Raw genomic sequence first — 20316 nt, forward strand, 5'->3', positions numbered from 1 at the left:
GGTCCCGGCCGTGGATCTGCTCCGACACCTGCGGCACTTCGTGGTGGTCGCGCACGAGCTGCACTTCGGGCGGGCCGCCGAGCTGCTGGGGATGGCCCAGCCGCCGCTGAGCCAGTCGATCCAGCGGCTGGAACGGGAGCTGACCGTCGAACTGTTCGACAGGTCCCGCCGCCAGGTACGCCTGACCACCGCCGGTGAGCTGCTGCTCGGCGAGGCCGAGGAGTTGCTCGCCGGTGCGGATCGGGTCCGGCACCTGATGGGCCAGGTACGCGCGGGTGAGCTGGGCGTACTCCGGGCCGGGGTGCCACCGGAGACGCCCGCGGTGACGCTGCGCGCACTGCTGGACGGGCTCACCACCCGGGCGCCCGGCCTGGACGTGGAGCTGCACGAGCTGACCACCGCCGAGCAGGTGCGGATGCTCGCCGAGCGGACGCTCGACGTGGGGCTGGTGCATCACCCGATGCCGGCGGACGGGCTGCGTTTCGGTGTCCCGGTGGACGTACCCCTCGGGGTGTTGCTGCCGCGCGCCGCGCCGCTGGCCCGCGGTCGTACGGTGGCGCTCGCGTCGCTTGCCGAGCTGGATCTGGTGGCCGCGCCCCGGGCGACCGCGCCCGGTTGGCACGACCACCTGCTGGCGGTGTGCCGGCGCCACGGTTGGCGACCACCTCGGGTCCGGCCGGCGCGCAACCCGGAGTTCCTCTTCGGGCTGGTGCTCGCCGGCGGCGCGGTGGCCGTGGAACCGGCCACGGTGGCGCGTCGGGAACCCCGGATCGCCTGGCGTCCGATCGACGGCGTGTCGCTGGTCAGGCGCATCTCGGCGGCCTGGCCGGACCGCTCGGCGCACCCGGCGGCCCCGATGTTCGGGCAGCTCGCCGCCGAGGTGTTGGCCGGTGCCGAGCCCGTCGCCCCCGCGCCCGCGCCGGTGCCGGCGGCCCGGCCCTGGCCGGTGCTCTTCGACACGACCGGGTGAACCGCCCGGACGTTGCGCTCGTCACCCCGCGTTGTGCGGGTTTCCGGCTGGCCGCCCGGGTATGGATGACAGGCAACGACGATGACGCGAAGGAGCCGTAGTAGTGGCGAACACTATTCCCGACATCAGCCTGAACGACGGCACCACCATTCCGCAGCTCGGCTTCGGGGTGTTCCAGATCGAGCCGAAGGACACCGTCGCGGCGGTGACGACGGCCCTGGAGACGGGCTACCGGCACATCGACACCGCCGAGATGTACGGCAACGAGGCGGAGGTCGGCGAGGCGGTCCGCGCATCCGGCCTCGACCGGGGTTCGGTCTACGTGACGAGCAAGCTGAACAACGGCTTCCACCGCCCCGACGACGCCCGCCGGGCGTTCGACTCGACGCTCGCGGCGCTGAAGATGGACTACATCGACCTGTTCCTGATCCACTGGCCGTTGCCGACCCTGTACGACGGCGACTACGTCTCGACCTGGAAGGTGCTCGAGGAGTTCCAGCGCGACGGCCGGGCCCGGTCGATCGGCGTGTCGAACTTCCAGGTGGCGCACCTGGAGCGGCTGGCCGCCGAGGCGAGCGTGGTGCCGGCGGTGAACCAGATCGAGGCGCACCCGTACTTCTGCAACGACGAGGTCCGCGCCTACGGCCGGGAGCACAACATCCTCACCGAGGCGTGGTCGCCGATCGCGCAGGGCAAGGTGCTCGACGACCCGACTGTCGTCGACCTCGCCGAGCAGGTCGGCCGGACCCCGGCGCAGGTGGTGCTCCGCTGGCACGTGCAGCGTGGCGACATCATCTTCCCGAAGTCGACAACGCCGAAGCGGATCGAGGAGAACACCCGGATCTTCGACTTCGAGCTGGACGACACGGCGATGGAGCGGATCACCGCGCTGGACAAGGGCGAGGCCGGCCGGCAGGGCCCGAACCCGGACACCTTCGCCTACCTGCCCAACTGACCCGGGCCCGCCGTCCGGCGGGTCATGTCCCGCAGGAGCGCCGTACCGCGGAGTCACCACGCGGTACGGCGCTGCTGCGTGCGGTCAGGGGCCGACGCGCTCGGCGATCCGGCGGAACGCCGCCTGGGTCGTCGAGCCGGGCTCGGGGACGTAGACGATCATCCGCTGGTCGGTCTCCTGCACGTGCAGCACCCGGCACTCGAACTCCAACGGCCCCAGCTCGGGGTGCGGCACCCGCTTCACGATGGGACGACGCTCGGCCACGTCGTGCTCGGCCCAGAGCTGGGCGAACCGGGATGACGTGCCGAGCAGCTCGGTGACCAGCTCACGGATCGCCGGGTCGGCCGGGTAGCGGCCGTAGGCGGCCCGTAGGTCCGCGATGGTGCCGCGGACGAACCGGAGTGTTTCGGCGTCGTCCCAACGGCCGCTGGTCGCCGGCTGCCGGAACGTCCAGCGGATCATGTTCCGGTCCGCGTCGGGCACTGTCGAGAGATCCCCGACGAAGTACGTGGCCAGCCGGTTCCAGGCCAGCACGTGGTACGCGGCGTCGACGAGGTACGCCGGGGTCTCGGTCATCGCGTCGAGCAGGTGCCGCAGGCCCGACGGCACCTCCCGGCTCGGCCCACGGGTCGGCGGAGGGTTCTCCCCGGCGAGCCGGAACAGGTACTCGCGCTCGTCGCGGCTCAGCAGCAGCGCCCGGGCCATCGAGGCGAGCACCTGCCGGGACGGATGCGGCCCTCGGCCCTGCTCCAGCCGGATGTAGTAGTCGATCGACATCCCGGCGAGCTGGGCCACTTCCTGTCGGCGTAGCCCAGGGGTGCGTCGGCGCTCACCCTCCGGGAGCCCGACCTCGGCGGGACGCAGCCGGGCCCGACGGGTGCGCAGGAACGCCGCCAGTTCGTCACGGCGCAGGCTGCTCGTCATGCCGTCCAGCATGCCCCGCCCGACGCCGGCGAGGGTGGTACCGCCGGTCCCAGCCTCGGCCCGTCTCTCCCGGCAGGCCGCCTGCCGGTCCAGGCTCGACGGCATGACGAACATGATCGCCCTGATCACCGGGGCCAACAAGGGAATCGGCCTGGCCACCGCCCGTCGGCTCGGCGGTCTCGGGATGACAGTGCTGGTCGGCGCGCGGGACGCCGACCGGGGCCGCGCAGCGGAGCGGGAGCTGCGCGACGGCGGCGCGGACGCTCGGTTCGTACCACTCGACGTGACCGACGCCGCTTCGGTGACGGCAGTCGCGAAGTTGGTGGAGGAGGAACACGGCCACCTCGACGTCCTTGTCAACAACGCGGGCATCGTCCTCGCCGACGGAGCGCGAGGGCTGCCCAGCGAGACGACAGTGGCGACACTGCGTCGGCTGTACGAGACAAACGTCTTCGGGGTGGTGACGGTGACAAACGCTTTGCTGCCGCTGCTCCGGCGGGCACCGGCGGCACGGATCGTCAACGTCTCCAGCGAGGTCGGCTCGATCACCGCGATGACCGACCCGGACGGCGCGCTGTTCGAGCTGACCTCGGTGCCGTATCCGTCGTCGAAGGCGGCGTTGAACATGCTCACCGCCATGTACGCCAAGGAGTTGCGGGACACCCCGATCAAGGTGAACGCGGCGAACCCGGGCTACTGCGCGACCGACCTGAACGGCAACAGCGGTTTCCGCACCGCCGAGCAGGGTGCCGAGGTGAGCGTGCACCTGGCGACGTTGCCCGCCGACGGGCCCAGCGGGCTGCTCTGGGGCTTTCAGATGGACGCCGGCGGCGGATACGGCGTGCTGCCCTGGTGACCTGCCGCCTGGCCGTCCCGTCGACCTTCAGCTCCCGGTCGGTGGGGCGGTCAGGTCGAGCTGCCAGTCGTTGGCGCGCATCATCCGCCCCGGCGGGTATTCGAAACCCGTCTCGCCGAGAAGCGTGAAACCTGCCTTGCGGCACACCGCGTTCGAGGCGGGATTGTCGACCGAGGGGTAGGCGTGGGCGAAACGCCGGTCCCGTCGGGCGCGGACCACGTCGAGCGCCGCGCGCACCGCGACAGTGGCCAACCCCCGCCCCCGGTACGCGGGCAGCACCGCCCAGCCCAGCTCGTACACCGGCTGCTCGCGCCACTCGCGGGCCCAGTAGCCGACGCTGCCCACCCGTGTGCCGTCCGGCAGCGCCACAGTGAACATGCAGCCCTGACCGTTGTCGGCGAAGTGCACGTAGCGGTCGTGCCGGGCGAGCACCTGCTCGTCGGTCTCCGGACCGCCGGTGTGCTGACGCGTCTCGGGTGAGTTGAGCTGCCGCAGCAGGTCGAGGTCGTCCTCGTGCCACGGTTCGATACGTACCTGCGTCATTCCCCGCCCCCTGTTCGTCGGCCACAGTCAAGCCGACCCGTGTGACATCACGCCCCGAAACGCGCCGCTAGATCGGATCTAGCGGGCGACCAGCCGTCACCTAGCGCCTTCAGAATGGAAGGGGGTGGCGATGACACAGTTGCGGATCGCCGTGATCGTCGGCAGCACCCGGGAGGGGCGGGCCGGCGACCGGGTCGCCGGTTGGTTCGTCGACCAGGCCGCGCGACACGACGACCTGGCGGTCACGGTCGTTGACCTGACCGACTACGACTTCCCGGCCAGCTATCCCGCCGAGCCGACAGCGTCCATCCGGGCGTTCGTCAGCGAGGTGGGCCGGGCGGACGCGTTCGTCGTGGTCACCCCCGAGTACAACCACAGTTTTCCGGCACCCTTGAAACAGGCTATCGACTACGCGTACGACGAGTGGCAGGCCAAACCGGTCGGCTTCGTGTCGTACGGCTGTCGGTCCACCGGCCTGCACGCCGTCGACCAGTTGCGCACCGTCTTCACCGCGCTGCACGCGATGACGGTGCGCGACGTCGTCGGGATCGACCTGCTCGCCGGGGAGCCGCCCCCGCGGTGCACCGACGAGCTGCGCCGCGACGCGGGTGTCCTGCTCGACCAGCTGCGCTGGTGGGGTCTGGCCCTGCGCGACGGCCGGGCGGCTCGGCCGTACGTCTCCTGAACACGTCCGACGGAAGGTAAGGATCATGAGTAGACGCACCACCGGACTGGCCATCGAGGCCGACGGGTTGACCCGCTCGTTCGGCGACACCCGGGCGTTGGCCGGGATCGACCTACAGGTGCCGGCCGGCACTGTCTACGGGCTGCTCGGCCCGAACGGGGCAGGCAAGACCACAGCGGTCCGGGTGCTGGCGACGTTGCTGCGTCCCGACGGCGGTTCCGCCCGGGTCTTCGGCCACGACGTGGTCACCGACGCCGACAAGGTCCGCTCCCGGGTCAGCCTCACCGGCCAGTACGCCTCCGTCGACGAGGACCTGACCGGTACGGAGAACCTGGTGCTCCTGGGCCGCCTGCTCGGCCTGCGTAAGCCGGCCGCCCGGGAGCGCGCGGCGGCCCTGCTCGCCGCGTTCGGGCTGACCGAGGCGAGCGACCGGCAGGTGAAGAAGTACTCGGGTGGGATGCGGCGGCGCATCGACATCGCCGCCAGCATCCTCAACACCCCCGACCTGCTCTTCCTCGACGAGCCGACGACCGGCCTCGACCCGCGCAGCCGCAACCAGGTGTGGGAGATCGTCCGGGCGGTGGTGTCGCACGGCACGACGGTGCTGCTGACGACGCAGTACCTCGACGAGGCCGACCAGCTCGCCGGGCGGATCGCGGTCGTCGACCACGGCCGGGTGATCGCCGAGGGCACCCCGGGTGAGCTGAAGTCGTCGGTCGGATCCGGCACCGTCCACCTGCGACTGCGCGACCCCGGTCAGCGACCCGAGGCGGAACGTCTGCTCCGCGCGGCGCTCGGCGTGCCGGTGCAGCTCGCCGCCGATCCGGTGGCGTTGACCGCCCGGGTCGGCGAGGCCGGCACCGACCTCGATGCCAGCGCCCAGGCCTCGCGCGCCCTCGGCGAGTTGGTCCGCGCCGGCATCGTGGTGGACGACTTCTCCCTCGGCCAGCCGAGCCTGGACGAGGTCTTCCTGGCCCTGACCGACCACCCGGCCGTGCCGACCGACGAACGCGACGACGAGCTGGAGGCAGCCCGATGAGCGACACCACTACCACCACCGAACGGGCGCCAGCCGTCTTCGTCCCGTCCGCCGAGGCGCTGGCGACGGTGCTCGCGCCCGGTGCCCGACCGCCTCGACCGAGCGCGCTGGGTGCGTCGCTGACCTTCGGCTGGCGGGCCATGCTGAAGATCAAGCACGTGCCGGAGCAACTCTTCGACGTGACCGCGTTCCCGATCATCATGGTGCTGATGTTCACGTACCTGTTCGGTGGTGCCCTTGCCGGCAGTCCGCGCGACTACCTCCAGTTCTTCCTGCCCGGCATCATGGTGACAAGCGTCGTGATGATCACCATGTACACCGGCGTCGGCCTCAACACCGACATCGAGAAGGGCATCTTCGACCGGTTCCGGACGCTGCCCGTCTGGCGTCCGGCCGCCCTGGTCGGCATGATCTTCGGCGACGTGCTGCGCTACATCCTCGCCGCGCTGGTGATCCTGGGCCTGGGGCTCGTGCTCGGATTCCGCCCCGCCGGCGGGGTCGTCGGCGTGGCCGCCGGGATCGGACTGCTCGTGGTCTTCTCGTTCGCCTTCTCCTGGGTGTGGACCTTTTTCGGGTTGATCCTGCGCAGTGAGAAGTCGGTGATGGGGGTCAGCATGATGGTGCTGTTCCCGTTGACGTTCCTCAGCAACGTCTTCGTCGAGCCGAGCACCATGCCCGGTTGGCTCCAGGCCTTCGTGAAGGTCAACCCGGTTACGCAGCTGGTGGCCGCGATCCGCGGTTCGATGAGCGGCGACTCGGACCCGTCGGCCACGATGTGGCTGCTGCTGTGGAGCGCCGGTTTCGTGCTCGTCTTCGGCACCCTGACCATGTACAGGTACAACCGCCGCTGACCCCACGGCCCCCCTGCCACGGCCGGGTGGCGGGGGTCGTTGTCACAGCCGCCAGGGCACCGGCTCCGCGGGCCAGTAGCGGCAGGTGTTCCCGGTGGAGACGGAGTCACGCAGGTGACGTGCCAGTGCCGGGTGCCGGTCGTCGAGCTTGCGGAGCGTGTCGCGGATTCGCGCGGTCACCGTCTTGCGGGCCCGTTCGGCCTCGTCGCCCAGGGGGCGGCTCCGGCCGGCGAGGCCCGCCGCGGCACGCAACTCGTCGAGCAACGCACCCCGCTCTGCGTCCAGCTTGGCCACCTTCTGGTCGTCGTCGCGGGCGGCGGCCCGGTCGATCTCTTCGTCGAGGCGGGCAAGGTGCCGCCGGTAGCGGGCCTTCGCCTCGTCGTCGAGGACCGGGTCGGCGCCCATCCGGCGGGCGGCGACCAACTCCGGCCCGGCGGCCGGGTCGAGCAGCTCGACAGCTGGCACGTCGGTGCCCGGGCGGCTGAGCAGCAGGTGCAGATCGTGCAGCCCCTTGGCGTCGGGCAGGTGCACGACCACACCGGCGTGCGCGAGTTGCCAGACCGGCCCGTCGCGCCGAAACTCGTACCCCCCGCTGGCCGGCCCGACCGCTGCGGCCCGACCCGCTACGGCCTGATCCGGGTGGTCGGCGTCGGGGTCCGTCGGGACTGCAAGCCGGTGCAGCACCTGCGTCATACCGAGAGCGGTCGCCTCCCGGGCGGTGGTGGCGCGCAGCGCGGCCATTGTCGCGACGTCGCCCGGCTCGTCCCGGCCGGCGAGGGCGTGCACGAGGCCGGCACGGGCGATGAGCGACCAGGTACGGGAGCCCAGCCGGTCGGCGGACTCGTGGGCTGCCGTGAAGCCGGCGATGGCGTCGTCCCAGCGGTGCTGGGCGGCGTCGATCACTGCCAGCCAGTGGTCGACCGGGCCGCTGACGTCGCAGCCGAAAAGCGCCACCATCCACTCTCCCCGGTGCGGGGCGAGTGCGGCCCGCGCGGCGTCGCAGCGCTGCGGGTCGGCGGACGCGGCGGCGGCCTGCGCGCGTAACCGTAGCCAGATCGGTGACACCGGGCGCGGGTAGCGGATGGCGGCGGCCTCGATGCCGGCGGTCAGCCGGACCGCCGTCTCGCCGTCGCCCCGCTCCGCGGCGGTGATCGCCCGCAGCAACTCCTGGTGGGGGTAGTCGATCGGGGCCAGCGCGTCCAGCAAAGTGTCGGCCTCGGCGAACCGACCCTGGAGCAGCAGCCGGGACCAGCGCAGGTGATGGCCCATGAACCCGAACTCTGCATGGCTCGGGTCGGAGAAGTCACTGAGGACGGCGAACCGCTCGTCGGCCTCGGCGAAGTCACCCCGGAAAGCCGCGATGATCCCGCTGTCGATTGTCGCCGCGATGCGGTGCCGGGCGGCGTCGCCGTGCCGGTCCGGGCTGACGAAGGTGGTGAACTCCTCGTTGAAGTGCGGGTCGCCCAACTCCAGTAGCGCCACCCAGCGCAGCGAGGTGGCCCACAGTTCGGTCTCCCGGTCTCCCGTGCGGCGGGCCACTTCCCGGATCTCGGCGGTCAGCGCGGCGCGGGCTGTCGCGGTGCCCAACCCCCAGGTGGTGTCGTGGCGGGCCCAGAGACTGAACGTCAGCGCCTCGTCGTCCTGCCCTCGCCGGGCGATCGTCTCGGTGGCGGTGATCAGGTCGGCGACCAGCGTGCCGACGGACGCGGCGGCGTCCGGTTCGCCGATCAACTTCCGGTACGCGTCGCGCACCAATTCCGCGGCGTCGATCGGCTGAACGGCCTCCACCTGACGGGCGCGGTTCATGATGAGTGCGACGCGGGCCAGCAGCACCGGGTCGTCGAGTGTGCGAGCCAGCACCCCGGCCTCGGCGAGCAGTGCGGCGGACTCCTCCCGGTCGGCGTGGTGATATTGCGCCTGGCCGAACTCGATGAGGATCCGCACGCGTTGCTCCCGGTCCTCGACGACCTCCAGCGCCCGACGGAAGTGCACCGACGCCTCGTCGGCGGCCAGCCGGGCGAACGCGTCCCGCCCGGCGGCGACCAGCAGCGTGGCCACCCGCGCGCGGTCGAGCGCGGGGCCGGCGAGGTAGGCGTGGCGGGCGAGGTCGGCCGGGATCAGCTGATCGGTGAGCTCCCCCAGGTCGTCGTCGACCGCCCGGACGACCGCGCCGTGCCGCGCCTGCCGCTCGTCGTGGGACAGCCCGTCGTAGATGGTCTCCCGGACCAGGTCGTGGGCGAAGGCGAACCTGCCGCCGCCCCGGGCGACCACCAGCCTGGCGGTCACCGCACGGTCGAGCAGCCGGTCGACCTGCGCCACCGGGGCGGCGCCGCACGCCGCCAGGACCTGGCGGTGGAACTCACGGCCCAGCACGGCCGCGACGGTGAGCGCCTCGACCACGGCCGGCGGCAACTGGGCCAGGCGGCGGCGCACCGCTTCCCGTACGCCGGGTGCGATCGTGTCGGCCGCGTCGTCGGCGTGCCACAGCCTGGCGGTCTGCTCGATGAAGAACGGGTTGCCACCGGTGCGCCGGTGCACCTCGTCAACGAGGTCGGCGTCGGGCTCCCGCCCGGCGGTGCGTGCCATCAGCGCGGCCACCTCGTCGCGGGCGAGGCCGGTGAGGGTGATCGTGGTGGCCTTCGCGACAAGCGGCATCAGCAGGGGGCGCAGCGGGTGCTCGCCCGACTCGACCTCCGCGTCGCGGTAGGTGCCGACCAGCAGCAACCGTTCGAACCAGGTGTGCTGGGCAGCGAAGCTCAGCAACCGCAGCGAGGCCGGGTCTGCCCAGTGCAGGTCGTCGAGGACGACCACGACCGGCCGCTGCTGGGAGACGGCGACAAGCGCGGCGGTCACCGCGTCGTACAGCGCGAACTCTTCCTGGTTGGCGCTGTACCCACCGGTGCCGACGTTGTCCGCACCGGTGCCGACGCCTGCCCAACTGGCGGCGCGAACGGCCTGTTCGCTGCTGGTGTCGGCCTCGCCGAGCAGGGCCGCCAGGGCCGGCTCGGCGTCCGGCCGTGCCGCCGCCCAGTCGTCGGCGGAGCGCCGCAGGCCGCGCAGCACCTGCACCCACGGCCAGTAGCCGGGGGCACTGTCGGAATCCCAGCAGGCGGCGCCCAGCACCAGCGCGCCGCGTTGCCGGGCCTCCCGGGCCGCCGACGTGACCAGTGTCGTCTTGCCGATGCCCGGCTCGCCGGTGACCAGGACGAGACCGCCGTGGCTGGTGGTGGCGCGGTCCAGCTCGGCGCGCAACAGGCCCGCAGGGTGATCCCGCCCGATGATGGCGTCGCCGCGCCGCGCGTCCATGGTTTCCAGACGGTACTGCAACCGTCCGACAGCGCGAGCGGGTTAATCAGCCGTACGCCCGCGCGGGCCTCGCCGTCCCTGTGACGTTCGGGACCTTTGGAGCTGATGCCGCCAACGAATCAGTCCCATCGTTACCTAAGATTCCCTATCCGGCTATCATAGGGAACGATGACGGAAGAAATGTACTCGGTTGAGCAGGTGGCCGACCGGCTCAACCTGCACGTACGCACAGTGCGCGGCTACATCCGCTCGGGCCGGCTCCGGGCGGTGCGGATCGGCAAGCAGTACCGGATCGCCGCCCGTGATCTCGACGCGCTCACCGGGCAGGCCCCGGCCGCCACCCGTGCCAGCGGGTCGGCGGAGGTGTCGAGCATCGTGCAGATCGACGGCGTCGACCGGGCCGCCGCCGACCGGCTCGGCACGCTCGTGCTCACCAGCGCCAACACCGGCCACGACCAAGCCCACCCGCTGCGGGTGCAGACGGTGCACGACGAGGAACGCCACCGCATGAAGATCATCATCCTCGGTGATCCCGCCGCCACCGCCGAGCTGCTGCACCTGCTCGACGCCGTCCTGAACGCCGACAATGGCCTGCTTGACCGGGAGGTTCGCGATGTCTGACGAGATCCAGGAGCGCGCCGGAGTGCCGGTGCTGGTCTGCGACCCGGCGGGGCCGCTGGTGGCCACCGAGCAGGACGCGCTGGACCTGATCGGCGCGGCGTTCCTCGGCGCCCAGGTGGTGGCCGTGCCGGCCAACCGGCTCGACGAACGCTTCTTCTCACTGGGCACCCGCTTCGCCGGGGACGTGATGCAGAAGTTCGTCAACTACCGGGTGCGGCTGGCCGTCGTCGGCGACATCTCGGCGCAGCTCGCGGGCAGCTCCGCGCTACGCGCGCTGGTGCACGAGTCGAACCAGGGCGGGCAGATCTGGTTCGTCCCCGACCTCGAAGCGCTGGACACTCGCCTACGCGCCGGCAGATAACCAGCTCACCGGTCGGGCACGACCGCCATCTCCACCGCGTCCGGCTCCACACCCCTGGCCCGAGCCTGCTCGGCGGCCCAGCGGAGATAGGCCAGCCACTCCTCCGACGACCACCCGTTGCGGCGACCGACGCCCGCCTCGGCCGGGAGTTGGCTGGCCACGACACGGTCGAGGATCAGGGGCTGCACCCCGCCCACCCCGCGCCGGTAGCCGACGAAGTAGAGGACCTTCGTGAACAGGCCCGGCCCCAACCAGGGCAGGCGAGCCTGGTCGGGATCGCCGAAGCGGCGGTACGCGGTACGCAACGCCTCCTCGTCCGGGGCTGGGGCGGACACCTCTTCCAACGCGTACGCCAGGCGTTTGCCGCCCGGGTCGGCGCCGAGCGACCTGGCGGCGCGCCACGGGCCGTACCCGATCGGTCCGTAAGCCCAGACCAGCACGGCGGTCAGTAGTTGCCGTGGACTCGCGGACCCCGCCCGGTACGCGTCGGCCACCACGAAGACGTCGCGTCGCCAGAGCTCCCCGCTCGCTGGCAGGGTGTCGGGCCACGCCTCCGGCGGCAGCCCCGCCCGCCATCTGTCCATGTTGACCCTGACCGGAGCCCGCTCCCCCGGTGACACCACACCATCGGTCGCCTGCATGGCCGCCTCCCCCAGATCGCGCACTCGCGGAACACCGTGGTTCGGACGCTATGGTCGGGCGCTTCCACATACCGCCCGTCGACGGCAGATCGCGGTAACGTCACACTGTTGCTCTACGGTGCTCCTGTGCTTCCCCGAAACGTGAAGATCCTCGATCAGGTCCGCGCCGAGGCGCTTCGCCGCGACATCCCCGCTGCCGACGTGGAGCGCTGGGTGGGGCTCGCCCGCCCGTCTGCCCTCCTGAGACAGGGAGGCGACGGGCCGGTCGTCGGCGCCATCCGTGGGCCCGTGATGCTTCCGGCAGACGCCGAGGACCCCGAGTACCCCTTGATCGCCACCATCGACTGCGCTGCTCTTCCGACAGACGTGACCGACCTTCCACTACCGTCCGATGGCCAACTGCTGCTGTTCGGCTGGCCCGAAGAAAGCGGCTACGGCGAGGTCAGGTACGTGCCGGCAGGCGTGGCAGTCGAGGAGCGGGAGCAGTATCCGCCTGGCTTCCCTCCGGACGACGAGGAGTTCGCCGAGGTCTACGCGGAAATCCCGCCGGGCGACCTGCGCCTCACTGTCGACATATCTCTGCCCTACGTCAAGACGATCCCGGGGCCCCCGTGGTCTCCGCCGCTGCCGGGAGACCCCCCGTTCGAAGAGATGACCAAGGTGTGGCAGAAAATCCTCCGCGGCGTACCGGACGGCATGTTCTCCCGTGGTGGCTCGCCGCTGCTGTTGGGCGGCTACGGCACTGACTGCAACGGTTTCAACCCCGCGTGGTTGGGCGCCCACCCCTCGGGCCGGTCCGGTTACGAAGGGCCGGGGCGCGGTGGTGGGACACCCGACCATGGTGACTGGGTTGTGCTTGCCGAGTTCCACGGTGGCAGACAAGGCGGCGCGAGCATCCACTGGGTGATCCAGCGTGCTGACCTGAAGGAGCGACGCTTCGACCAGGCCAGCGTCCTCGTCTACTGGAATCCGTGAGGCCGGCCGAGCACGCATCCTCCACCTGACCCGCCCCGGCCGGCCGGTCCGGGGCGTTGCCGGGCGGCCCTGTCCTGCCGGGGCGAGCTGGGCGCGGGTAGGGGCGCGGCGTGACCGCCCCGCGCACGAATTGCGGGGCGGTCACACTTCATCGGCGTTACGGGGTGGCGCAGATGGCGTACGCCGTGTCGGACCAGTTGCCGGCGAAGGCGTCCTCCTCGTATGCGCCGGAGGCGACGGATGTCGGGGCGGTCGCGGGGCCGCCGTTGGGGCGGAAGTCGTCAACGACGCCCTCACCGGTCACCCCGTTGAGCTCGTAGCCGGCACCGGTCAGCACCTTCCCGGCCGGGCAGGTCGCCGTGATGCTGCGGAAGTCGAGGGAGTTGCTGGCCCCCGTGGCGGCGGCGCGCACCAGACCGGCGAGCGGATTGGCGCAGATCGCGTACGCGGTCGCTGACCAGTTCAGGGCCGTGGCATCCGACTCGTACGCGCCGACGCTGACCGCTGTCGGTGCGGTGGCGACGCCACCGTTGGGGCGGAAGTCGTCGACGACCCCTTCGCCGGTGACGCCGTTCAGCTCGTAACCGGTGCCGGTCAGCACCTTTCCGGCCGGGCAGGTCGCCGTGACACTGTGGTAGTCGACCGAGTTGCTGACCCCGACACTGGAAACCCGCACCAGGCCGGGCACCGGGTTGGCGCAGATCGCGTACGCCGTGACGGACCAGTTCCCGGCGAACGCCTCGGTCTCGTAGGCCCCGACAGTGACTGCCGTAGGGGCGGTGACCGGGCCGCCGTTGGGGCGCAGGTCGTCGACGACCCCTTCGCCGGTGACGCCGTTCAGCTCGTAACCGGTGCCGGTGAGCACCTTGCCGACCGGGCAGGTCGCCGTGACGCTGTGGAAGTCGGCCGAGTTGCTGACGCTCGTCGCGGCGACCCGCACCAGGCCGGGGACCGCGGCGGACGCCTGGCTCGCCGGGGCGAGTACCGCCCCGGTCGCGACAAGACCGAGCAGGAGCACCGACGCACGAGCGCCAAACCGCCGGGCTTCGTTCTGAGCACGCATGTGTTTCTCCCGTCTGTGGCCGGACGGGGCGGCAGGTACGACGCCGACGTCAGGGCCGTTCATTGACGGATTCACGCTAGGTAGCCACGCGACCAGGCATTATCTCCAAGCCGACTACGTCGCGTAACGGACTGGGCTTGCCGGCGGCGCACACTGGACCGGCGGACGATGCATGAACGTCGATGCCCGTGCCTACCATTCGGCCATGCCTGCTCGCCGCGTCACCGCCACCATCGCCCTCGCCGCGCTGGCGAGCCTGCTCGCCGTCAACGCCGCCCGGGCCGACGGCCCGGCGATCAGCACCCCCGGCACCCCCACCGTCGTGGCCAACGCACCGCATCAGCTCACCCTCAGCTGGGCGCCCTCCGCCTGGGTCGAGCCCGGCGCGGAGCAGCCGATCAACTACGAGGTGCAGGTGCCGCTGGGGCCGAACACCTACCGCTTCCTCGGCTCCACCACCGAGACCACCATCACCCTGACCGACCTGGCGCCCGGCACGACGTACCGGATCGGGGTCGCCGCCCGCGCGCTCGGCGGCTACTCCGACACCTCGCCCACCACCACAGTGCGCACCGCCAGCGGCCGCGCGACGGTCAGCTACCTCAACCTCGACTGGTCACCCACGAACAACCAGATCCAGCACCTCGTGAAGGTCGCCAACACCGGCACCGGGCCGCTGGACCTGAGCACCTTGCGGGTGCGCTACCACCTGCGTTTCGAGGGCGGCAACACCTCGCTGGTGCCCAACTGCGACTGGGCCGCACTGGGCTGTGACCGGATCCGGCAGACCGTGCAGTTCTTCGTCCCGCCGGGTGCACCCCCCGCGCCGGCGACGTCAGCGCCGCCGTACCCGGCCCCGGGAACGCCGGCCCCCGGCTGGGTCGAGCTGACCTTCACCGACGGCACACTCGCGCCGGGCCAGTCGACCGGGCCGATCCAGCTACGGCACCACCGGCACAGTTGGAGCGACATTGACGAACGCGACGACCCGAGTTGGCTCGCCCCCACCGGCCAGTGGATCGAGAACGACCGGATCACGCTGGACGTCGACGGGGTACGCGAGTTCGGCGACACCTCCTCCTGACTCGGCAGGACGACCGCGTGGGCGGTGTCGGCGGGCCTTGTCCTGACGAGCGTGATGCCTGTGAGGCATCAAGATGCCTCACAGGCATCAACCACTTCGGGGAATCTGCCGTTCGACCCCTGGTTGCTCAGCCGCTGCCAGCCAACCGCACCCAGCAAGTCACGTATCCAGGATGTCCGGCTCGGCTGCGACGAGCGTGGGGCGTTCGCGATCGGGATCATGCCGGTTCCTAGTCTGCTGGTTCTGCCAGGTGCGGAGGGCGTTCTTGATGCGGTGGTTCTCGGCTTCCGCGAGGTCGAGTCGGCGGCCTTGTTCGTGCAGTTCGTGGGCGAGGCGGTGGAGCAGCGCGTTGACGACATCGGGTTGGTAGCCACGGCGGCCGAGCCGGGTGCGGGGCAGGTCCAGCGCGGCGACCCGGTCGGGGGTGAGCGGCCCGGTCAGAGTGTGTCGACTGCGGTAGACAGCCATCAGCGGCTGAAGCCAACGGGCAGGTGGATGCGTGCGGCGGGGACACCGAGGGCGCGCAGCCGTGGCCGCGCATCAGTGAGCATCGCGGGTGGGCCGCAGAGGTAGATGTCCTGGCCCGGCTGGTGATGGTCGAGCGCGATGGTCAGGGCGTCGCCCTGCTCGGCCGGCTCCGCGAAGGGGTCGTCGGAGAGGGCCGGCACGACGGTCAGCCAGTTGTGGGCGCACTGGAGCTTGTCGAGGGCGATCGCGTCGTACAGGTCGGTGAAGGTGCGCGCACCGACGATCAGCGTCACCCGCCGGCCGTCGGGCGCGGCGGCGACCTGTTCGACCAGGGCGCGTAGCGGCGCCAGGCCGGTGCCACCGGCGACGAGCAGCAGATCGTTGGTGGTCGTCTCATCGAGGCTCAGGCCGGTGTCGACGGGTGGGCCGAGCCAGAGCAGCTCGCCGGGGCGTACCTCATGAACCAGGCGGTGGGAGACGGCGCCGGCGGGAACCGCGCGGACGTGCAGCTCGACGGTGCCGTCCGCGCGTGGGGCGTTGGCCGGCGAGAGCCAGCGCCAGTGCCCCGGCAGGCGAGGGGTGCAGACCGGGACCGCCTGACCTGGCTGGAAGGGCAGTCGCCGCCAGGGACGTACCGTCAGGATGGCGATGTCGGGCGACGGCCGGTGGTGGTCGATCACCTGGACGTGCCACCACGCCGGGCCGTCGCTGGCCTGCGCGGTGGCGCGGCGGATCACGTGCGTGGCCTGGCGCAGGGCGAGCTCGGCGGCGATGGCGAGCTGCGGTGTCCACAGTGGGTGGGCGTGACGGGCCACGGTCGCAAGCAGCGCGTCGCCGATGGTGGTGGTGTGCGGGAGCAGGTCGAAATGACGGTACGCGCGGCCGAGCACCAGGAGCAGCGCCGCCCGGCTCGCCGAATCGTCACCGCCGACCAGGAGGCGGCCCAGCGCGGTGAAGAACAGCGGCGCGTCACGGTGTGGAAGCAGGCCGGGTCGGCGGTCTTCGACTGTGCACCAGAAGTCGCCGGCGGCCCGCGCATCGACCGACTCCCAGACGGCGGTCAGGCTCACGCGGGCTGGCTGGTCGTCGATCACGGTGGGCATGCTCGCTCCAGGACGTTGACTCATGGGCTGGCACCGGGGCGGGCGGGAGGAGCTGTGCCGTTGAGGGCCGGCGCAGCCCCGGGACAAGGCACCCGCCCCGGGCCATGTCTCGACTGTCGCGGCTGACCAGGTACGACGGCATGTCACGGTGATCATCGGCGGCATGCGCGATCGGTATGCGGGCGACGTCGGGACTGTCGGATCGGGCAGACTGCGGACATGATGGAACTCCCGGTGCTGCATCTGGTCGTCTGCGCCGCAGGACCGGCGGAACACATCGACGAGCTGGTCGACCTCCTGATCGCCGACGGGTGGCAGGTCTGCATGATCGTCAGCCCGACCGCCGCGCCGTGGCTCGACCGTCAGGCGTTGCAAGACAAGACCGGCTATCTGGTACGCGTGGAGTGGCGGATGCCCGGCGACCCCGAGCCGCACCCGCCGGCCGACGTGGTGCTGGCGGCGCCGGTCACGTTCAACACGGTGACGAAGTGGGCGTTGGGCATCAACGACACGCTGGCGCTCGGCGTCCTCAACGAATCGCTCGGGGCGGGGTTGCCGATCATCGCTTTCCCGCACGTCAAGGCGGAACTGGCCGCGCATCCCGCGTACGCGGGTCACCTGGCGGTGCTGCGCGCTGCCGGCGTCGCCGTCGCGGACGGGAAGCCGCTGGACCCGACGCACGGCCCGGAGCGTTGGAATGCGGTCATCGAGGCGCTGCGGGCGGCGCGCCCATCCTGAGCAGTTGTAGTCCGTTCGCTTCTCCGGCGGCCCTCTGACCATATGCGTTGTGCGTATATCAGCGCTCCACGCAGCGTGTTCAATGGAGAGGTTCGATTGATCTGGACGGACGGAGCCGCCCGTGACCCACACGAACTGCCCCCGGTGCGGCGGACGGCTGGCCCGGGACAACGACAGCGGACGGTGTGCGCCATGCCAGGCCGCCGAGCGGGACCGGTTGAGCGCGCCGCCGGTGGTGCCAGCGAGCTTCTGGGAGCACGAGCCGGTGCGGCTGGCGCTGGCCGAGCGGCATCTGGGGCGGGTGATCCGCGCGTACCGCTGCCACCCGTACCACGGTCGGGTCGCGTTACCGCAGACCGTGGTGGCGGGGTGGTTGGGGATCACGCAGGCCCAGTTGAGCCGGGTGGAAAACGGCCCACCGCTCGTACATCTGGATCGCCTGGCGCACTGGGCGAAGCTGCTCGGGATACCAGCCTCTTGCCTATGGTTCGCGCTCCCTGGGCGGCCTCAAAGGTCGGTTGCAAAGGCCGAAAGTACCTCCGCCTCAATGGAGCCGCAGAGCGCTGGGCCGGACGAAGGTAGACGGGCGTTGTTGGCCGGCATCGCCGCTGTCGCTGCGGGCGCTGGCCTGCTCAGCGGTTGCGAGCTCGTCCAGCCTCGGCGTATCGGCACGGCGGATGTCGCTCGACTGAACGCAGTCTTGGAGCTGTACCGGTCCGTGGACCGTGAATGTGGTGGTGGCCTGCTCTATCGGGAGGTGGCCCGGTTCGCTGAGTCGGTATATCGGATGCTTGATTGGTCGTATCCTGCTGCGCTCGCGCCGCCGCTCATCGCAGCGGTGGCGACAGCCCGGCAGCTCGCCGGCTGGACTGCGCTCGACGCGGGAAGGCATGACGACGCGCAGCGACACTTCGTCGCCGGGGAGCGCGCCGCGTTGACTGCTGACAACGCCGCACTCGTCGCCATGATTCGGTACGCGCAGGTCAAGCAACTTCAACACCTCCGACACAACCGGGATGCCCTCGCGACTCTGCAAATCGCACATGCGCAGCTCGGGTCGCACGCAACGCCAGCGGTAAGCGCCCTGCTGTTGGGTGCCCAGGCTGCCTCGATCGCGGCACTCGGTGACCACGAGGCTGCCGTGCGAACCCTGGGCGAGGCGCGCGACCAGTTCGAGCGCATCGACAAGGAGCGCGAGCCGGCGTGGATGGGCTTCTACGACCGCGGCGAGTTGTTCGCCCAGTACGGGCGCGTTTACCGGGACATGGCACGGCGGGACCGTAGGCACGCGTCCGAGGCGGTGCGCTGGGGCAGGGAGTCCATCGCTGCGTTTGGCGCGGCGAACGTTCGCAGCACCGTACTCAACGAGGTCGGGTTGTGCAGCGCGCTGTTCCTGGCCGATGAGCCCGAGCAGGCTCTTGCGGTGGGCGTGCGGGTGCTGAAGCAGGAACAGGCAATGAGCTCCAGGCGGGTGCTCGATCGGGTGGTCAGTCTGCGTCGCGATCTCACTCGGCACCGGGAGATTCCCGAGGTAGCCGCATTCGAGCGGGCCATTACCGCTCGATCTGCGGCGGCCGCATGAACGGGCGGTTCTCCGAGGAGACGATGACCGCGGCGGTGCGGTCCGTCGCCGCAACCCTGAACGTCTCGACCCACGATGCCCAGTTGCTGCGGTTGACCAACAACGCCGTGTTCGCACTGCCCGACGCCGGGCTCGTCGTTCGAATCGCCCGGACCCACCAGCTGCGGAACAGGGTCACGAAGGTGGTGCAGCTCGCGCGCTGGTTCGCTGAGATCGACGCGCCGACGATTCGCCTAGCGGACGACGTCGAGCAGCCGATCGAGGTCGGGGGCCTGGTCGCTTCGGTTTGGCAGTTCGTCCCACCGCATCCACCCGCCCCGAACGTCGAAGACCTCGGCAAGGTGTTACGGGAATTCCATGATCTCGGCCGGCCCCCCTTTCCTCTGCCCGTCTGGGATCCAGTGGGCGACGCACGACGACGGCTGGCCGACGCGGACAGACTCAGCAAGCCTGACCGGGACTTCCTGGTTGACTGGTGTGACCGCCTGGAGCCGGAAGTCGCGACCCTCGTCGACGGAGGGACGCTGACACTGATCCACGGGGATGCCCACGCCGGCAATCTCCTCCGGGAGTCGTCGGGCCGCGCGGTCCTATGCGACTTCGACGCCACCTGCATCGGCCCGTGGCAGGTCGACCTAGCAGCGGTAGCGGTCGGCGAGGCGAGGTTCGGAGGATCAGGGACACACGGCGCGTTGGCCACCGCATATGGCTTCGACGTCACCGCCGACCCGTCCTGGCCACTACTGCGAGATGCGCGGGAGCTGAAGATGATCGCAGCTGCCGTACCACTTCTCACTACGGGGCCGAGTGTCGCGGGCGAGTTCACCAACCGCCTCCGTTCGGTACGACACAATGATCCGACGGCCCGCTGGACCCCCTTCGCCGATCTTCCCTCCCGGTAAGGAGCCGCCGGTGATTCAATCGAGCCGTTCTGAGGCACCGCCGCTGACCCCGGGGCGCGTTACTCTCATCCATGCCATCGACCACTACCTGAGCCGAGCACGCAGACTTGAGCCACGCGATGGCGTCACCGTCCTGGAGATTCAGAAGATCGCTTATTTTCTTCAGGTGCTCGGGCAGCCGTTGCGGTTGCAGTTCGCTCGGGGCAGATATGGCCCGTACGCCGAGAGCCTCAACCATGTTCTCGACCGACTCGAAGGTCACTACCTGACTGGCTTCGGCGACCGTTCAGCACGGGTCGAAGAGTTACAACCCATCAGGCTGACTGCTGGCGCCGCCGACGCCGTTGCGGCTTGGTCCCGAGCTCACGGCGGAGCTGCGACCGAGGCTTTGGCGCAGCTAGCCGTGCTGACCGACGGTTTCGAGGCACCGTACAGCCTGGAACTCTTGGCCACTGTGCATTACGCGGCCACATCGCATCCGCCAACCGACGATCTAGACGAGCTAACCGAGCGGGTTCGTTCCTGGAGTGGCCGAAAGGCGCGCCTCTTCACGCCCGCACATATCGAGCTAGCGTACGACCGGTTGCAATCAGTCGGCCTTCTGCCCGCACTGCGCGTTGGGTGAGTCGTCACTCGTGGAAGGTGCGCC

At 70.7% G+C, this 20316-nt stretch carries 21 protein-coding genes; 14 read left to right on the forward strand and 7 right to left on the reverse strand.

What is annotated here, in order from left to right; translation table 11 throughout:
* Window positions 1-10 precede the first annotated feature (10 nt).
* Both AB0B85_RS08700 and AB0B85_RS08705 read left to right on the forward strand, forming a co-directional pair.
* Window positions 11-970, forward strand: coding sequence for a LysR family transcriptional regulator (locus tag AB0B85_RS08700; RefSeq protein WP_357405064.1), 960 nt, complete (start codon window positions 11-13; stop codon window positions 968-970).
* A 103-nt stretch (window positions 971-1073) separates the two neighbouring features.
* Window positions 1074-1925: an aldo/keto reductase gene (locus AB0B85_RS08705; RefSeq protein WP_357405066.1), complete on the forward strand. Its 852-nt coding sequence runs from the start codon at window positions 1074-1076 to the stop codon at window positions 1923-1925.
* Between the two features lie 84 nt (window positions 1926-2009).
* On the opposite strand, the gene AB0B85_RS08710 is transcribed toward AB0B85_RS08705, so the two are convergent.
* Window positions 2010-2954, reverse strand: a complete 945-nt coding sequence (locus AB0B85_RS08710; protein ID WP_357405068.1) for a helix-turn-helix transcriptional regulator — start codon at window positions 2952-2954, stop codon at window positions 2010-2012.
* On the opposite strand from AB0B85_RS08710, the gene AB0B85_RS08715 reads away from it, so the two are divergent.
* Complete coding sequence (locus AB0B85_RS08715) at window positions 2953-3705, forward strand: SDR family oxidoreductase (RefSeq protein WP_357405070.1); 753 nt, start codon at window positions 2953-2955, stop codon at window positions 3703-3705. The two genes, AB0B85_RS08710 and AB0B85_RS08715, sit on opposite strands and share 2 nt — an antisense overlap.
* Before the next feature lie 27 nt (window positions 3706-3732).
* On the opposite strand, the gene AB0B85_RS08720 is transcribed toward AB0B85_RS08715, so the two are convergent.
* Entirely contained in the window at window positions 3733-4248 is a 516-nt protein-coding gene (locus AB0B85_RS08720) for a GNAT family N-acetyltransferase (protein WP_357405072.1), read from the reverse strand.
* A gap of 130 nt (window positions 4249-4378) precedes the next feature.
* On the opposite strand from AB0B85_RS08720, the gene AB0B85_RS08725 reads away from it, so the two are divergent.
* From AB0B85_RS08725 to AB0B85_RS08735, 3 genes are read left to right on the forward strand one after another with little or no spacing between them, the layout of a single operon-like run.
* Window positions 4379-4933: an NAD(P)H-dependent oxidoreductase gene (locus tag AB0B85_RS08725; RefSeq protein WP_357405074.1), complete on the forward strand. Its 555-nt coding sequence runs from the start codon at window positions 4379-4381 to the stop codon at window positions 4931-4933.
* A 25-nt stretch (window positions 4934-4958) separates the two neighbouring features.
* Complete coding sequence (locus AB0B85_RS08730; RefSeq protein WP_357405076.1) at window positions 4959-5972, forward strand: ATP-binding cassette domain-containing protein; 1014 nt, start codon at window positions 4959-4961, stop codon at window positions 5970-5972.
* Entirely contained in the window at window positions 5969-6823 is an 855-nt protein-coding gene (locus AB0B85_RS08735; RefSeq protein WP_357405078.1) for an ABC transporter permease, read from the forward strand. The genes AB0B85_RS08730 and AB0B85_RS08735 overlap by 4 nt, the downstream gene beginning before the upstream one ends.
* 42 nt (window positions 6824-6865) lie before the next feature.
* Here the strand turns inward: AB0B85_RS08735 and AB0B85_RS08740 are convergent, their stop codons facing one another.
* Window positions 6866-10129 carry an AAA family ATPase gene (locus tag AB0B85_RS08740; RefSeq protein ID WP_357405080.1) on the reverse strand — a complete coding sequence of 1088 codons (3264 nt, stop codon included), beginning with the start codon at window positions 10127-10129 and terminating at the stop codon, window positions 6866-6868.
* Between the two features lie 168 nt (window positions 10130-10297).
* Here AB0B85_RS08740 and AB0B85_RS08745 point away from each other — a divergent pair, with 168 nt between their 5' ends.
* Complete coding sequence (locus tag AB0B85_RS08745; protein WP_357405082.1) at window positions 10298-10750, forward strand: helix-turn-helix domain-containing protein; 453 nt, start codon at window positions 10298-10300, stop codon at window positions 10748-10750.
* Window positions 10743-11111 (forward strand): DUF4180 domain-containing protein, encoded by a 369-nt coding sequence (locus AB0B85_RS08750; protein ID WP_357405084.1) that lies wholly within the window; start codon window positions 10743-10745, stop codon window positions 11109-11111. The genes AB0B85_RS08745 and AB0B85_RS08750 overlap by 8 nt, the downstream gene beginning before the upstream one ends.
* A 5-nt stretch (window positions 11112-11116) precedes the next feature.
* Here the strand turns inward: AB0B85_RS08750 and AB0B85_RS08755 are convergent, their stop codons facing one another.
* Window positions 11117-11752 carry a hypothetical protein gene (locus tag AB0B85_RS08755; protein WP_357405086.1) on the reverse strand — a complete coding sequence of 212 codons (636 nt, stop codon included), beginning with the start codon at window positions 11750-11752 and terminating at the stop codon, window positions 11117-11119.
* Between the two features lie 126 nt (window positions 11753-11878).
* Here AB0B85_RS08755 and AB0B85_RS08760 point away from each other — a divergent pair, with 126 nt between their 5' ends.
* Entirely contained in the window at window positions 11879-12727 is an 849-nt protein-coding gene (locus AB0B85_RS08760; protein WP_357405088.1) for a hypothetical protein, read from the forward strand.
* A 157-nt stretch (window positions 12728-12884) separates the two neighbouring features.
* On the opposite strand, the gene AB0B85_RS08765 is transcribed toward AB0B85_RS08760, so the two are convergent.
* Window positions 12885-13790: a hypothetical protein gene (locus AB0B85_RS08765; RefSeq protein ID WP_357405090.1), complete on the reverse strand. Its 906-nt coding sequence runs from the start codon at window positions 13788-13790 to the stop codon at window positions 12885-12887.
* 205 nt (window positions 13791-13995) lie between these two features.
* Between AB0B85_RS08765 and AB0B85_RS08770 the strand changes: the two genes are divergently transcribed.
* Complete coding sequence (locus AB0B85_RS08770; RefSeq protein WP_357405092.1) at window positions 13996-14874, forward strand: fibronectin type III domain-containing protein; 879 nt, start codon at window positions 13996-13998, stop codon at window positions 14872-14874.
* 159 nt (window positions 14875-15033) lie between these two features.
* Here AB0B85_RS08770 and AB0B85_RS08775 read toward each other — a convergent pair whose 3' ends face one another.
* The gene (locus tag AB0B85_RS08775) at window positions 15034-15342 is read right to left on the reverse strand and encodes a hypothetical protein (protein WP_357405094.1); all 309 of its coding nucleotides are present in this window, start codon (window positions 15340-15342) and stop codon (window positions 15034-15036) included.
* The gene (locus tag AB0B85_RS08780) at window positions 15342-16445 is read right to left on the reverse strand and encodes an FAD-binding oxidoreductase (RefSeq protein ID WP_357405096.1); all 1104 of its coding nucleotides are present in this window, start codon (window positions 16443-16445) and stop codon (window positions 15342-15344) included. The genes AB0B85_RS08775 and AB0B85_RS08780 overlap by 1 nt, the downstream gene beginning before the upstream one ends.
* A 219-nt stretch (window positions 16446-16664) precedes the next feature.
* Here AB0B85_RS08780 and AB0B85_RS08785 point away from each other — a divergent pair, with 219 nt between their 5' ends.
* The 4 genes from AB0B85_RS08785 to AB0B85_RS08800 all read left to right on the forward strand — a co-directional run bounded on the left by AB0B85_RS08785 (window position 16665) and on the right by AB0B85_RS08800 (window position 20292).
* Window positions 16665-17183 carry a flavoprotein gene (locus tag AB0B85_RS08785; protein ID WP_357405098.1) on the forward strand — a complete coding sequence of 173 codons (519 nt, stop codon included), beginning with the start codon at window positions 16665-16667 and terminating at the stop codon, window positions 17181-17183.
* 121 nt (window positions 17184-17304) lie between these two features.
* Window positions 17305-18765 carry an XRE family transcriptional regulator gene (locus AB0B85_RS08790; RefSeq protein WP_357405100.1) on the forward strand — a complete coding sequence of 487 codons (1461 nt, stop codon included), beginning with the start codon at window positions 17305-17307 and terminating at the stop codon, window positions 18763-18765.
* Window positions 18762-19667: an aminoglycoside phosphotransferase family protein gene (locus tag AB0B85_RS08795; RefSeq protein ID WP_357405102.1), complete on the forward strand. Its 906-nt coding sequence runs from the start codon at window positions 18762-18764 to the stop codon at window positions 19665-19667. Before AB0B85_RS08790 ends, AB0B85_RS08795 begins: the two co-directional genes overlap by 4 nt.
* A 10-nt stretch (window positions 19668-19677) precedes the next feature.
* Window positions 19678-20292 carry a hypothetical protein gene (locus tag AB0B85_RS08800; RefSeq protein WP_357405104.1) on the forward strand — a complete coding sequence of 205 codons (615 nt, stop codon included), beginning with the start codon at window positions 19678-19680 and terminating at the stop codon, window positions 20290-20292.
* The last annotated feature ends 24 nt before the right edge of the window (window positions 20293-20316 follow it).

This window comes from Micromonospora sp. NPDC049044 (assembly GCF_040649215.1).
GTDB lineage: Bacteria > Actinomycetota > Actinomycetes > Mycobacteriales > Micromonosporaceae > Micromonospora.